The 13,539-nt window shown below is 56.6% G+C and carries 15 protein-coding genes; 7 read left to right on the top strand and 8 right to left on the bottom strand.

From position 1 onward, the window contains the following. Positions 1–5: 5 nt before the first annotated feature. From mnmE to AC2FHX_RS18270, 3 genes are all read right to left on the bottom strand, one after another. A complete protein-coding gene (gene mnmE / locus AC2FHX_RS18280; protein WP_496703261.1) occupies positions 6–1,292 on the bottom strand; it encodes a tRNA uridine-5-carboxymethylaminomethyl(34) synthesis GTPase MnmE in 1,287 nt (428 codons plus the stop codon). Between the two features lie 31 nt (positions 1,293–1,323). Beyond that, the gene (gene rho / locus AC2FHX_RS18275; RefSeq protein WP_142637421.1) at positions 1,324–2,595 is read right to left on the bottom strand and encodes a transcription termination factor Rho; all 1,272 of its coding nucleotides are present in this window, start codon (positions 2,593–2,595) and stop codon (positions 1,324–1,326) included. A 124-nt stretch (positions 2,596–2,719) separates the two neighbouring features. Then, on the bottom strand, positions 2,720–3,169 hold the full coding sequence (locus AC2FHX_RS18270) for a CopD family protein (protein ID WP_496698687.1): 450 nt from the start codon (positions 3,167–3,169) through the stop codon (positions 2,720–2,722). Positions 3,170–3,573: 404 nt separating this feature from the next. Between AC2FHX_RS18270 and AC2FHX_RS18265 the strand changes: the two genes are divergently transcribed. Genes AC2FHX_RS18265 through dnaQ form a run of 4 tightly spaced genes read left to right on the top strand, consistent with a single transcriptional unit; the run spans position 3,574 to position 6,308 of the window. Then, the gene (locus AC2FHX_RS18265) at positions 3,574–4,173 is read left to right on the top strand and encodes a Maf family protein (RefSeq protein ID WP_496703293.1); all 600 of its coding nucleotides are present in this window, start codon (positions 3,574–3,576) and stop codon (positions 4,171–4,173) included. After that, on the top strand, positions 4,170–5,003 hold the full coding sequence (locus AC2FHX_RS18260) for a shikimate dehydrogenase (RefSeq protein WP_496702911.1): 834 nt from the start codon (positions 4,170–4,172) through the stop codon (positions 5,001–5,003). Before AC2FHX_RS18265 ends, AC2FHX_RS18260 begins: the two co-directional genes overlap by 4 nt. Then, a complete protein-coding gene (gene coaE, locus AC2FHX_RS18255; protein ID WP_496703263.1) occupies positions 5,000–5,593 on the top strand; it encodes a dephospho-CoA kinase in 594 nt (197 codons plus the stop codon). The genes AC2FHX_RS18260 and coaE overlap by 4 nt, the downstream gene beginning before the upstream one ends. After that, on the top strand, positions 5,586–6,308 hold the full coding sequence (gene dnaQ, locus AC2FHX_RS18250) for a DNA polymerase III subunit epsilon (RefSeq protein WP_142637428.1): 723 nt from the start codon (positions 5,586–5,588) through the stop codon (positions 6,306–6,308). Before coaE ends, dnaQ begins: the two co-directional genes overlap by 8 nt. A 26-nt stretch (positions 6,309–6,334) precedes the next feature. Here the strand turns inward: dnaQ and secB are convergent, their stop codons facing one another. Both secB and AC2FHX_RS18240 read right to left on the bottom strand, forming a co-directional pair. After that, on the bottom strand, positions 6,335–6,832 hold the full coding sequence (gene secB, locus AC2FHX_RS18245; RefSeq protein WP_142637430.1) for a protein-export chaperone SecB: 498 nt from the start codon (positions 6,830–6,832) through the stop codon (positions 6,335–6,337). A 54-nt stretch (positions 6,833–6,886) separates the two neighbouring features. Then, entirely contained in the window at positions 6,887–7,387 is a 501-nt protein-coding gene (locus tag AC2FHX_RS18240) for an FxsA family protein (protein WP_142637432.1), read from the bottom strand. Between the two features lie 108 nt (positions 7,388–7,495). Between AC2FHX_RS18240 and AC2FHX_RS18235 the strand changes: the two genes are divergently transcribed. The 3 genes from AC2FHX_RS18235 to AC2FHX_RS18225 are packed head-to-tail and all read left to right on the top strand — an operon-like array spanning position 7,496 to position 9,773. Next, positions 7,496–8,155 carry a Tim44/TimA family putative adaptor protein gene (locus AC2FHX_RS18235; protein WP_142637434.1) on the top strand — a complete coding sequence of 220 codons (660 nt, stop codon included), beginning with the start codon at positions 7,496–7,498 and terminating at the stop codon, positions 8,153–8,155. Further along, positions 8,152–9,186 (top strand): murein transglycosylase A, encoded by a 1,035-nt coding sequence (gene mltA / locus AC2FHX_RS18230; protein ID WP_496694370.1) that lies wholly within the window; start codon positions 8,152–8,154, stop codon positions 9,184–9,186. Before AC2FHX_RS18235 ends, mltA begins: the two co-directional genes overlap by 4 nt. After that, positions 9,186–9,773 (top strand): Smr/MutS family protein, encoded by a 588-nt coding sequence (locus AC2FHX_RS18225; RefSeq protein ID WP_496703266.1) that lies wholly within the window; start codon positions 9,186–9,188, stop codon positions 9,771–9,773. The genes mltA and AC2FHX_RS18225 overlap by 1 nt, the downstream gene beginning before the upstream one ends. On the opposite strand, the gene AC2FHX_RS18220 is transcribed toward AC2FHX_RS18225, so the two are convergent. The 3 genes from AC2FHX_RS18220 to hslU form a co-directional block, all read right to left on the bottom strand. Further along, a complete protein-coding gene (locus AC2FHX_RS18220) occupies positions 9,770–10,987 on the bottom strand; it encodes an MFS transporter (RefSeq protein ID WP_496703268.1) in 1,218 nt (405 codons plus the stop codon). The genes AC2FHX_RS18225 and AC2FHX_RS18220 overlap by 4 nt on opposite strands. Beyond that, positions 10,987–12,081 carry an alpha/beta hydrolase gene (locus tag AC2FHX_RS18215; protein ID WP_496702921.1) on the bottom strand — a complete coding sequence of 365 codons (1,095 nt, stop codon included), beginning with the start codon at positions 12,079–12,081 and terminating at the stop codon, positions 10,987–10,989. Before AC2FHX_RS18215 ends, AC2FHX_RS18220 begins: the two co-directional genes overlap by 1 nt. 97 nt (positions 12,082–12,178) lie before the next feature. Beyond that, complete coding sequence (gene hslU / locus AC2FHX_RS18210; protein WP_142637444.1) at positions 12,179–13,486, bottom strand: ATP-dependent protease ATPase subunit HslU; 1,308 nt, start codon at positions 13,484–13,486, stop codon at positions 12,179–12,181. Positions 13,487–13,539: the final 53 nt, after the last annotated feature.

Below are 13,539 nucleotides of genomic sequence, written 5' to 3'. Positions count from 1 at the left end.
ACTCCTTACTTTCCCAGGCAGAAGCTTGAGAATATTTCATCCAACAAGTCTTCTACACCAATTCTGCCAACCAGAGCTTCCAAAGCGCGGATCGCGGTCCTCAGTTCCTCGGCTGCAATATCATACAGGTCGGGACCTGATTCCAGAACAACGATTGCAGCACTAAGTGCGTCGCGCGCTGTGATCAGCGCTATACGATGCCTTTCACGCGTGGCGATACCATGGGTAGTAGTACGATCACCCAATACACGCGATATGTTGGAAATCAACCGATCCACACCCTGCCCGGTTTTCCCTGAGATTCCTTCATCAGAACTGTTTCTCAGATCGGACTTCGGAAGAACCTGAATATCTCCTTCCAACATCTGAACGCCCAGCTCTTTTGGATCATCAGTCAGAAATACGCGCAGATCGGCGGCCTCGGCGCGCTTTTTGGCCCGCTCAATTCCCAGGCTTTCGACGTGATCGTCGGTTTCCCGCAAGCCCGCTGTATCCAACAAAGTAACGGGAAGTCCCTCAAGGTCCATTCGAACTTCAATCACATCGCGCGTTGTGCCGGCATATTCCGACGTGATCGCTGCATCGCGACCGGCCAGAGCATTCAGCAATGTCGACTTTCCGGCATTTGGCAAGCCAACAATCGCAACCTCGAACCCGGTTCGAATGCGTTCTGCAATACGAACCCCTTCAGCTTCACGTTGTAGATCTGCAATGACATCTGTGATCAACTGGCGCACTTCAGGGGTAACATCGGTTGGCACCTCTTCATCGGCAAAATCAATCACTGCCTCAAGCAGCGATGCGGCGCGAATCAAATCGCGCCGCCAGCGTTCAGCCAAATTCCCAAGCTCTCCGGCCAGAATGATCTGTGCCTGCTTGCGTTGAGCCTCTGTCTCAGCGTCGATCAGATCGGCAAGGCCCTCGACCTGTGTCAAATCCATTTTGCCGTTTTCCAAGGCACGGCGGGTGAATTCCCCGGGATCGGACAGGCGCAAACCGTCCATGTCCGCAAGGCAGCGCATGACAGCGTTGACCGCCGCTGTACTGCCGTGAATCTGTAGCTCTGCCACGTCTTCGCCAGTAAAGCTGGCCGGGGCCTGGAAGGTCAGAACTACCCCATCATCCAGGCGCGATCCGTCTTTGCCATACAGGCTGCGCACCCGCATCCCGCGGGAGGACAAAGCAGCACCGGAAAGAGCAGCCGCGGCAGGATGCGCCAAGGGGCCCGAGAGACGGATGACCGCCACCCCTGCCTTGCCTTGCGCGCTGGCCAAGGCGAATATCGTATCCATTCGACCGCCTCGCTTGCGTCCAGGACCTGTGTCAGGTGTTCATCGAATCGAAGAACTCGCCATTTGTCTTGGTCTGTTTCAACTTGGACAACAGGAACTCGATCGCATCGGTAGTGCCCATCGGGTTCAGGATACGGCGCAGAACAAAGGTCTTGGCCAGATCACCCTTATCGACCAGCAAATCCTCTTTCCGCGTACCGGATTTGAGGATGTCGATAGCCGGGAACACGCGCTTATCTGCGATCTTACGATCCAGAACAATTTCCGAGTTACCGGTGCCTTTGAATTCTTCGAAGATGACTTCGTCCATCCGGCTGCCGGTATCAATCAGCGCAGTGGCGATGATGGTCAGCGAGCCGCCTTCTTCGATATTCCGTGCCGCACCAAAGAACCGCTTAGGTCGTTGCAGAGCGTTTGCATCTACACCGCCGGTCAAAACCTTACCCGAGGATGGAACCACGGTATTAAATGCCCTACCAAGTCTTGTGATCGAGTCGAGAAGAATAACAACATCTCGTTTATGTTCGACCAAACGCTTGGCTTTTTCGATAACCATCTCAGATACGGCAACGTGGCGGGTGGCGGGTTCATCAAAGGTCGACGACACGACCTCGCCCTTCACCGAACGCTGCATGTCGGTCACCTCTTCCGGCCGCTCGTCGATCAGTAGGACGATCAGATAGCACTCAGGGTGGTTCTTTTCGATCGAGTTCGCAATATTCTGCAGGATCACCGTCTTACCAGTCCGTGGCGGTGCCACAATCAACGACCGCTGACCTTTACCGATCGGCGAAACCAGATCGATGACACGGGCGGACTTGTCCTTGATGGTTGGATCTTCGACTTCCATCTTCAGGCGCTCATCCGGATAAAGCGGTGTCAGGTTGTCGAAAGCAACTTTATGCCTGGCTTTCTCGGGATCTTCGAAATTGATCTTGGTGACCTTGATCAGTGCGAAATACCGTTCGTTCTCGTCCGGCGCCTTGATATCACCTTCGACCGTATCACCGGTGCGCAACGAATGCTGGCGGATCATTTCTGGCGAGACATAGATATCATCAGGACCGGGCAAATAGTTCGCCTCGGGCGAACGCAGGAACCCGAACCCATCTTGCAGAACCTCAAGTACGCCATCGCCGCCCACGGTCCAGCCTTCATCTGCGCGTTCGCGCAGAATCTGGAACATCATCTCGCCTTTTCGCATGGTCGAGGCGTTTTCGATCTCAAGCTCTTCGGCCATCGCCAGAAGGTCTTTGGGGCTTTTGGCTTTCAGATCGGCCAGATTGAGGGATTCATTAGACATGATGATAAGAACCTTGGCCGCATGGATGCGGCTCGGACTGGAATTTCAATACGGAAGATACGCCGCCCGGACGGGCGTGTTACGCGATAAATAAGCGCTTACCTACAAAGAGTCAAATAGCTGCTCAGAACTTCAGAACGACCGCCAGAACGATGATAACCATCAAAATGGTAGGCACCTCGTTCATCATGCGATACTGCCGCCCAGTGAGCGTATTTCGGCCCTCTAAGAAGTCCTTTCGACGTACCATCAGCCAGTAGTGGAACCAAGTCATCGCAATCACTGCTGCGCCTTTGACCCAGGGCCAGGCAAAATCCCAGCCGACTATGCCTGGTGTGAATACCATGATCAGGCCGCAGGCCCAGGCCACGTACATCGCCGGGCGCATGATCACCCGCAGCAGCTTTTCTTCCATTTCAAAGAAGATCTCCTGCGCCCCGTCAACGCCTTGGGCTTTTTCTACGTGATAGACGTACAATCTAGGCAGATAGAACAAACCAGCCATCCAAGAGATCACGGCCATGATGTGCAGGGACTTCACCCAAGGATAGATGGCGAAAAGAAGATCAGTCATTCCAGCTCCGGGCGTGGTTTGGATCTCTCCCTATAAAAAAAATAGGAAAAGAGAAAGGATGATGGTTTTGTAGGGAGATCAAATTCCGTGGATTACTTATTTACCCATCTGTTTTCCCCAGGTGGATAGTTTCACCCGAGAACTGGGTGATTCTGTTAATTTCATAAAAAACCACAATAAAACAATATGTTATTAATATGTAATGCGTAATTCTCCGGGGATAACTTGATGAATAAGCTGGGATATCCCGCTTGTCCCGATGTTCAAAGTTATCCTTGTCCAGACTGGACAGGGTTCGGGCGACTCATAGAAGTTTTTCGCGAAAACACCGGGCTTGCGTGTCAACAGGAAAACCATACAAACCATCCTTGAACGATCAACCATTTGCTCAGGGGGTTTTCCACATTTCTGTCCCCATCATATTGGCCTCGGGGTCATCCATTCGTGCGCAGTTGCTAGAGAATGCGGGCGTGCGGTTTATCGTTCAAACTGCACGCGTGGACGAAGAGACCGCCAAACGGGCTTTGCTGGCCGAAGAGGCATCTCCACGTGATATTGCCGATACTCTGGCAGAGATGAAAGCCCGCAAGGTCAGCGACAAGGTGCCGGGGCCGATGGTTCTGGGATGTGATCAGGTGCTGGATTTCGAAGGTCAGCTTTTGTCCAAACCGCAATCGCCCGAGGATGCGCTGGCGCAGCTCAAAGCGATGCGGGGCAAGCGGCATATGCTGTTATCCGCAGCCGTCATCTATCAGAATGGCGAGCCGATCTGGCGACATGTAGGTCAGGTGCGCCTGCGGATGAGGATGAGTTCGGACGCCTATCTACGCGACTATGTTGCGCGCAACTGGGACAGCATCCGCCACGCAGTCGGGGCCTATAAGCTTGAGGAAGAAGGCGTGCGGCTGTTCGCAACCATTGACGGTGACTATTTTAACGTTTTGGGTATGCCCCTATTGGAGCTGTTGAATTTTCTGGCGGTCAAAGGGGTGATTGATCAATGAGTGGCAAGCAGATCCCGCTGGCGGGTGTGATCGGGCATCCGATTTCCCATTCGAAATCCCCAATACTGCATGGCCATTGGCTGAAAACTTATGGCCTGGCCGGTCACTATATCCCCATGGATGTCGCACCGGATGATCTTGAGGCTGTTCTACGAACCTTGCCCAAAGCCGGATTTGTCGGGGCCAACATCACAGTGCCCCATAAAGAGGTGGCCTTGGATCTGGCGGATACGGCTTCGGACCGGGCCAGGCAGATCGGGGCTGCTAATACGCTTGTGTTTCAGCCCGACGGTTCGATCCATGCGGATAACACCGATGGGTACGGGTTCATGCAGAACCTGCGCAGCGGCGCCCCAGATTGGATCCCAGCGGATGGTCCCGCGGTTGTCTTTGGTGCCGGAGGCGCCGCGCGTGCTGTTCTTCAAGCGTTGGTCGATGCAGGTGTGCCCGAGATTTTCTTGACCAATCGGACGCGCACACGTGCAGATCGCCTGAAGGAAGAGTTTGGTACGACCATAACGGTGGTGGATTGGTTGAAAGCGGGCAACGTGGTTGAAGATGCGGAACTTGTGGTCAACACAAGTTCGCTTGGGATGCACGGCCAGCCCGAGCTGCGGGTGCCTCTGGACGGGTTACAGCCCGGTGCCATAGTCACCGATCTGGTCTATGCGCCACTTAAGACACGCTTGCTGGAAACAGCAGAACAGGCGGGATGCACACCCGTAGATGGCCTTGGCATGTTGTTGCATCAGGCCGTACCTGGGTTTGAAAGCTGGTTTGGGGTGCGCCCTGAAGTCACTTCTGATTTGCGTGCTGCGGTACTGGGATGAGCTTTGCACTTGGCCTGACCGGTTCTATCGGCATGGGAAAAAGCACAACTGCCAGCATGTTCGTCGACGAAGGCTGTGCGTTGTGGGACGCAGATGCCGCCGTGCATCGGCTATACGCGCGTGGCGGGACAGCGATCAAGCCGATGCGTAGGGCGTTTCCTGAGGCCATTATCGACGGCGCGGTTAGCCGGGAAGTATTGAAACGGTTCATTTCGGCAAACCCAGCGGCGCTGAAAGCGATTGAGGCCATTGTTCACCCGCTGGTGGCGGCGGATCGAGCGGCGTTCCGGGAACAAGCCACCGCAGATATTCTGGTTTTCGATATTCCCTTGCTATTTGAAACCGATGGAGATGCGGCGATGGATGCGGTCGCCTGTGTCTCGGTCCCAGCTGACGAGCAGAAACGCCGCGTGATGGCGCGCGGTACCATGACCGAGGCGCAATTCGAGCAGATCAAAGCCAAGCAGATGCCGAATGACGAAAAATGCGCGCGGTCTGATTTTGTGATCGTCACGGACAGTCTGGACCACGCCCGCACACAGGTGCAGGATGTGGTCAGGCAGATACGGGCAGGGCTGGCAGATGCGTGAGATTGTACTCGATACCGAAACCACGGGCTTTGATCCTGAGAGCGGCGACCGGATTGTGGAAATCGGTGCGGTTGAGCTTTGGAATCACGTCGCCACGGGCGAAACCTATCACGTCTATATCAACCCTCAACGGTTCATGCCCGAAGAGGCGTTTGGCGTGCACGGCATTGGCCCCGACCTGCTGGAACCACCCCGCCCAGTGGAAAAAGGTCAGGTCACGCTTAAGGACAAGCCGGTTTTTGCCAAGGTTGGTCAGGGGTTTCGGGATTTTGTCGCGGATTCGAAACTGGTGATCCACAACGCGTCATTCGACATGAAGTTTCTGAATGCCGAGCTGGGCTGGATGGGACTGCCGCCGATCCCGATGGATCAGGCACTGGACACGCTGGCGATTGCGCGCAAACGGTTTCCGGGCTCGCCCGCCTCGCTGGATGCATTGTGCCGGCGGTTCAACATAGACAACTCGAACCGGATCTTGCACGGGGCGTTGCTTGACTCTGAAATTCTGGCTGAGGTCTATCTTGAGCTGATCGGCGGACGTCAGCCAGATTTCGGGCTTTCGACCTCTGTGTCGTCTTCCGCTGGCGGAGCAGAAGAGTGGCGGCCATCGCCGCGCAAAGATGCCTTGCCGTCCCGGATCACCCAAGACGAGCGCGCGGCGCATGAGAAATTTATTGATAAACTGGGCGAAAACGCCCTTTGGTCCCGCGCCTGAGGTCACTCCGGCGCGGGGAGGCCTGATTAGGCCTGAGTCTTTTGCGTCTCGGCCTGGCGACGCATCAATTCATTCCGGTACAGGCTGACAAAATCAATATTGTCCAGGTTAACCGGCGGGTATCCTCCATCGCGCGTGATGTCGCTGACGATGCGGCGCAGGAACGGGAACAGCATGCGCGGGCATTCGATCATCAGGAACGGATGCAGCTGGTCTTCGGCGACACCTTCCACATGGAACAGGCCGCAATAATCCAGCTCGCACAGGAACAGGATGTCTTCCATGCCCTTGGCTTTGGATTTGAGGTTCAGCTTGATCGACACCTCGTATTGATGCTCAGCCGGGCGCTTTTTGGCGTCCAGATTGACCTGAACCGCGATCTCGGGCTGGACATCGCCAGACACGCCTTTTTGCGCCATCACGTTTTCAAAGGACATATCGCGAATGAATTGTCCCAGAACGCGCATCTGGATCTGGGGTGCGGTCTGGGCCGCGGTGTTTTCTTGGGCGCCGTCTTCGGCCATGGGTCTACTCCGAAACTGAAATTCGCCACTGCTTAGCAAGTTGGGCGAGGCACCTCAATGCTGGTGCGGCCCTTCGACCCATTTCGATGGCTTTGACGGGTTCTGACGGGGGCGAACCTCGGTGTATTCACCGTCGACCACATCGCCCTGGGTCGATGCTTGGGGCCCGGTCCTGAACTGCGTCCCGCCGCCCATCTGAAACTGCGTGATTGTGACCTTCGAGCGGAGATAGCGGAATACAGAGACCCGGACGCCAGGGATTAACAGCGCAAATCCAACGGCATCGGTGAAAAACCCTGGTGTCAGCAGCAAGACACCGGACAGCAAGATCATCGCGCCATGGGCCAAAGGTTCGGTCGGGTCGTCAAGCTCTGCAAAGGATCGTTGTAGGTTTTCCAACGCCATGCGACCTTGTGTCCGTACCAAAGCGGTACCCAGAACGGCCGTTAGAACCACGATCGCAAGGGTTGGCCATAGTCCGATTAGCCCACCAACCTGAATGAACAGGCCGATTTCGATGATCGGAACAAGTAAAAAAGCCAGGAACAGGTACATTTGCATTATCCTTTACTGCAGGTCGGGCGGTAGACTTGTCCCGAACTGTCACCTACATAGTGGCAAGAGGCCGTGTATACAAAGTCGCGGTCTGACCAAGAGGATGAAATGAACGAACCAATGATCCAGTTGCTGGTCCTGGCCGGAATTGCCGTTTTCCTGATCCTGCGCCTGAAAAGCGTACTGGGTACACGTGAGGGTTTTGAGAAACCCCCGCTTCAACAACAGTCCGAAGCCAATAAGTCGCGCCGTGATTTTGAGGTGATTGAGGGCGGGCCAGATCACGACATTACCGATCACGTGCCCGAGGACAGCGAACAGGCGCAGACCCTATCCGCTATGAAACGGATCGAGCCGGGCTTTTCGGTGGGTGAATTTGTTCAGGGCTCTCGCGGCGCTTATGAGATGATCGTCATGGGGTTCGAAAAGGGCAATCTGGATGAAATCCAGCCCTTCCTGTCGGAAGAGGTGTTTGAAACCTTTGTTTCGGTCGTTGCCGCGCGCGAGGATCAGGGGCTGACCATCGAGGCCGAATTTATCGGTGTGCGCGAAACCACACTGGCAGATGTGAGCTTTGACAAGGATACCAACCAGGCCGAAATCACCATGAAATTTGTTGGTGAGCTGACTTCGGCCGTGCGGGATCGTGGTGGCGATATCATCGAGGGCAACCCAAACACGGTTAAACGTCAAAAGGACAGCTGGACCTTTGCCCGCGTTATGGGCTCGGACGATCCGAACTGGCTGCTTGTTGCCACGGACGCATGATTGCAGCGTTTCGGTCGCTTTTCCTGGTGGCTGTCATGACCACCTCTGCCAGTGCCGAGGTGACACGATCCATACTGTCCTATGATGACCTGAATGGTTGGGCCGCCGATGATCACGGGGCGGCCCTTTCGGTTTTTCTGAACACGTGCGGTGATCTGGATGATCCGGACTGGCAGGCATTGTGCGGCGTGGCACGCACCTATAAGCCCGATGCGGCCCGGTCATTTTTTGAGCTGTTCTTCCGTCCCGTTCTGGTCGAAGACGGGAAGGATGGCCTGTTCACAGGCTATTTTGAACCCGAACTGGACGGGTCCAAAACCAGATCGGAGCGGTATAAATACCCGATCTATAAAATGCCTCCTGAGGCGCGCGGAGCCGAAAAATGGTTATCCCGTCGCGATCTGCTGACCGGTGATGTCATGCAGGGCCGCGGTCTTGAAATCGCCTGGGTGGACGACCCAGTCGAGCTGTTCTTTCTGCAGATTCAGGGCTCAGGCCGTATCCGGTTGCCCGATGGGAGGGCGCTGCGGGTCGGTTATGGGGGCGCCAATGGGCATCCTTATCGTTCGATCGGGTCCGAACTGATCCGGCGCGGTGCCCTAGGTGCGCATCAGGTCAGTGCGCAGATGATCAAATCCTGGGTCCGCAAGAACCCCGAGGCGGGTACCGAATTGCTGTTTCACAACCCGTCTTATGTGTTCTTCCGCGAGGTGAATCGTGTTGCACCGGAATTTGGCCCTCTGGGTGCGATGAACCGTTCGGTCACCACCATGCGCAGCATTGCCGCCGATCCGGCATACACACCGCTGGGTGCTCCAGTCTGGGTCGAAAAGGACGGCAAGGATCCTTTGCGCAGGCTGATGATCGCTCAGGATACCGGGTCGGCCATCAAGGGCGCACAACGGGCTGATATTTTCTTTGGAACCGGCGATGCCGCAGGGGCCGCAGCGGGGCGCCTGAAAGATCCGGGTCGCATGGTGGTTCTGCTGCCGATTCAGCGCGCATATGCTCTTTTACCGGACGAGTTCTGATGTCGCGCCGCAAATTGACCCCTGACGAAATGGATCTGTGGCGCAAGGTGACCAAACAGGCAGATCGCCTGCATCCCGAACTGCCGCAGTCGGTGCACCCCACCTCATTGCCCAAGCCGAAACCGACAAAAATCTTTAAGCCCCGGATCGAGGCGTTTGAAGTGGGGCAGAACGCGGCTGGCAGGGGTGTACGGCATGTGTTGAAACCATCCGTTACCGAAGGGTTACGCGCCAACCCAGTGCAAATGGACAGCAAGGCTTTTGCCCGGATGAAACGTGGCAAGCTCCGACCCGAGGGCAAGTTGGACTTGCATGGCTTGCGGATGGACACGGCCTATCCGGCGCTGGTGCGCTTTGTGCTAACCGCGCAGGCTTCGGGCAAGCGTCTGGTTCTGGTAGTGACCGGCAAAGGCAAGGACCGGGATGAGCCCGGCCCCATCCCCACTCCGCGCGGCGTCTTGCGCAATCAGGTACCGCAATGGCTGTCACTGCCGCCCTTGGCACAGGCTGTGATGCAGGTGACGCCCGCGCATATCAGCCATGGTGGCGACGGGGCCTATTACGTCTATCTGCGCCGCAGTCGCTAAAGCGTGCGTGCGGCGCGGCTGATGCCAATCCAGGTCAGCAGACAAACCAGCAGGAAGAATACTCCGATCCACAGGAACTGCGTGTCCAGAGGAACCCCCTGATCAATCAACACGCCGGTCAGTCCGGGGCCAATCGCCGACCCAAGGACCATGACCGCAGTGGCCATGGCCTTGATCGCGCCAATATGACGGGTTCCATAGAATTCCGCCCAGAACGCACTGGGCAAGGTGCTGTTTGCGCCGACGGTAAGCCCCAGAAAGACCAATGCAGCAACCGCACCCCCAATCGAGGTGCTTGCAGCCGCCAACATGAAGCCGATAGCTATTGGCACCTGATAGAAGGGCATCATTCGGGCGGTTCCCCATTTATCCAGTGCCCATCCCGCGACAAACATCGAGATCAGGGAAACACCTGTGTAGACGGGAAACAGCGCCACCAACTCGATATGTTGCCAGCCTTTGACCTCGGCCAGATGGACCTGATGAAAGAAGAATGCGGTGATAAAGGCAGAAGGACCCAGCAAGGCGGGGGCCATGAACCAGAACAACGGGTTCAGCAAAGCGTCGGTGCGTGTCCAGTGCCGCCCCTGCATACCTGCTGCTGAGTACTCGCTGGCCAGACTTTGCGGTGTGCGCTCTTGCCGAAGCAAGCGCAGCAGAATCGGAATGCCGGCCACACAAATACCTGCCGAGATGATCCAGAGCAGGCGCCAATCCAAAAACACCATCGCAGTGACAAAGATTACCGGCAAAAGCGCTTCGCCAACCGCAAATCCGACCGAGGCGATCGACAAGGCCTTGCCGCGCGTTGTGGTAAACCAACGCGCCATCGCGACCAAGGCAAGATGGGTGCTCATCCCCTGCCCGAACAGGCGCAACAGGAAGATCACCAGCGGTAGCAGGATCAGCCAGCGGTTCAACGCCATCGCTAGCGCCGCCACGGCTAGCCCAGCCAGGACAGCGGGGCCGAGCACACGCACCCGGAAGATATCCGTTAGCCCGCCCGCCCAGATCATGATGATGGCGGATGCGGTCGTACCCAGCGAATAGATCCCACCCCAGGCCCCATGGCTCAACCCGAACGTCGCACGAATTTCGCCGGAAAAGATCGAGATGAAGAACGTTTGCCCAAAACAGGACAGAAAGGTCAGCAGAACTCCGGCGCCAAGCCATGAGGCATTTGCTTTCAGATAATGCCCCAGGTGAAAGGACATTACGGAGAGCTGACCTTGGCCTGCCCGGTCTCGGTCAGCTCAATCTCGGTCGCCCCGGTCGGGTTGCGGACCTCGGCGGGGGCGATCACGTCAATCCCGCGTTGCCTGCCAAAGGTACTGCTGACCCGGCGGGCGGAATTGATAATCGCCAAAAGCGCCGGAGAGGTTGCAGCCACGAAATGAGACGACCCGGCATCGCTGTTGAAGGCGGTCGTATCCAGAATACTGATCTTATATTCGGACAGCGCATCGGCCGAGCTGATATTTCCCAGACGTTCGCTTTTGGCGGTACCGCGCAGGCGTGCGGATATACTCAGCAGCCTGTCTTTGCGTGAGATCATCACAATGAACGGGTCAGGCAGCGTTTTGATGCTGTCCATCTGCGACCGGAACAGATCGACATCCAGATCCGGTGCGATCAGAACAACCCCTTCGATATTCCGATGCGACCAGCCCGGTTCGCGCAGCTCGGCCTGCCGCATCATCTCCATCGTCAGGGCGGTGCCCATGGAATGCGCCACAAGGATAACCCGATCGACCCCCATTGATTTCAGCTGGCGAACGGTTTGTTCCAGACCATCACGGGCGAACAGCATGCTGTCGATGTCATAGGCATAGCCATAACCCGTTGCCTGGCTTGGCCAGGAATAGACCATGGTTTCACCCGGTATTTCCAGATCATGTTCCAACTGCGCGGCGCGGAACACTGTTTCCGACTGGGTCGTGTTATAGCCGTGGATAAAGATCGAAACCTCGTCCACACCTCTTAGTCGCGAGGCAAGGCCCTGGGGTCCAGCAAGCTCGTCTTCATCAGCCATCACGAACTGATTTTCCGGGTCCGGGTCGGCATAGGAAAAATCCAATGTCCCGGGTGTGTGATTGGGTGGAATCGAGACCGTCATCTCGAGAAACTGCAGCTGATCGCTGCGGCGGTACCCATAGGATCCGTCCGCTTCGCGCGCGCGGGTGGTTGCTGCGTAAATGGTTTTGGGCGTGCCAATCTCCAGTGCCGAGGGCACGGTTTGAGATACGGTCCGGTCGACACATGCGGCTAGCGTTGCCGCAGTCAGGACAAAAATAATATAGCGCAGCACCTGTCGCCCCCTAAGGAATTTGCGCACACGCTACTCTATTCTGATCCCAGGTCCAGCGGGGTCAATGACACGGACCGGCAAAAACCGGCTGGAGATATTACAGAACGTAACGGCTGAGGTCCGTAGACTTTGTCAGCTCACCCAGATTGTCGTCAACGAACTGTGCATTCACGGTGATTTCCAAACCGGCCTGATCGGGGGCTGTGAAAGACAATTCCTCGAATACGCGCTCCATCACGGTGTAAAGCCGACGTGCACCGATATTCTCGACGCTTTGGTTCACATCCGCTGCGATTTTCGCCAGGGCTGCGATGCCGTCCTCGGTAAAGCTGACCGTGACATCCTCGGTGCCCATCAAGGCAGTGTACTGGCGGGTCAGCGCGTTGTCTGTCTCGGTCAGGATGCGGACGAAATCCTCTTCGGTCAGTGCGCGCAGCTCGACACGGATCGGCAGGCGCCCCTGCAGTTCCGGCAACAGGTCGGATGGTTTGGCAATATGAAACGCGCCTGAGGCAATGAAAAGAATGTGGTCGGTTTTGACCGGCCCATGCTTGGTGGAGACGGTTGTGCCTTCGATCAGAGGCAACAGGTCACGCTGCACCCCCTCTCGGCTGACATCACCGCCGCGTGCGTCCGAACGGGCGCAAACCTTGTCGATCTCGTCCAGAAACACGATGCCGTTCTGTTCAACCGATTCCAGCGCCGCGCGGTTTACGGTTTCGTCATCCAACAGTTTGTCGGCCTCTTCTCCGATCAGCATGTCATAGCTTTCGGCGACGGTCAGGCGTTTCTTGACGGTGCGCCCGCCAAAGGCCTTGCCGAAAATATCGCCCAAATTCATCATCCCCATCTGACTGCCGGGTTGGCCAGGGATATCGAACATCGGCATCTGGCTTGAGGTATCCGTCAGTTCCAGCTCGATCACTGTGTCGTCCAGCTCTCCGGATTTGAGCTTTTTGCGGAACATCTCGCGGGTGCCCTCACGTGCGTCTTCCCCGGCAATGGCAGTAATCACCCGGTCTTCGGCGGCCTGATGGGCCTTGGCTTTGACGTCCTCACGCATGAATTCACGGGTCTGCAGGATCGCGGCATCGGCCAGATCACGCACGATCTGTTCCACATCGCGGCCAACATATCCAACCTCGGTGAATTTGGTGGCCTCGACCTTGATGAAGGGTGCGCGGGCCAACTTGGCCAGACGCCGGCTGATCTCAGTCTTGCCAACGCCGGTGGGGCCGATCATCAGGATATTCTTGGGATAAACCTCATCCCGGATGTCATCAGCCAGTTGCTTGCGCCGCCAGCGATTACGCAGCGCCACGGCGACTGCACGCTTGGCATCCTTCTGCCCGATGATAAAGCGATCCAGTTCCGAGACAATCTCGCGCGGGGTCAGGTCGGTCACGGGGGCAGTCCTTTCGGTCGGCATAAGTTGGCTGCGGTCTAGGTAATCACCGC

Source organism: Ruegeria sp. CDSC042 (genome assembly GCF_059610745.1).
The sequence above is the reverse complement of the archived record's forward strand: the minus strand, read 5'-3'. Positions and strand labels throughout refer to the sequence as shown.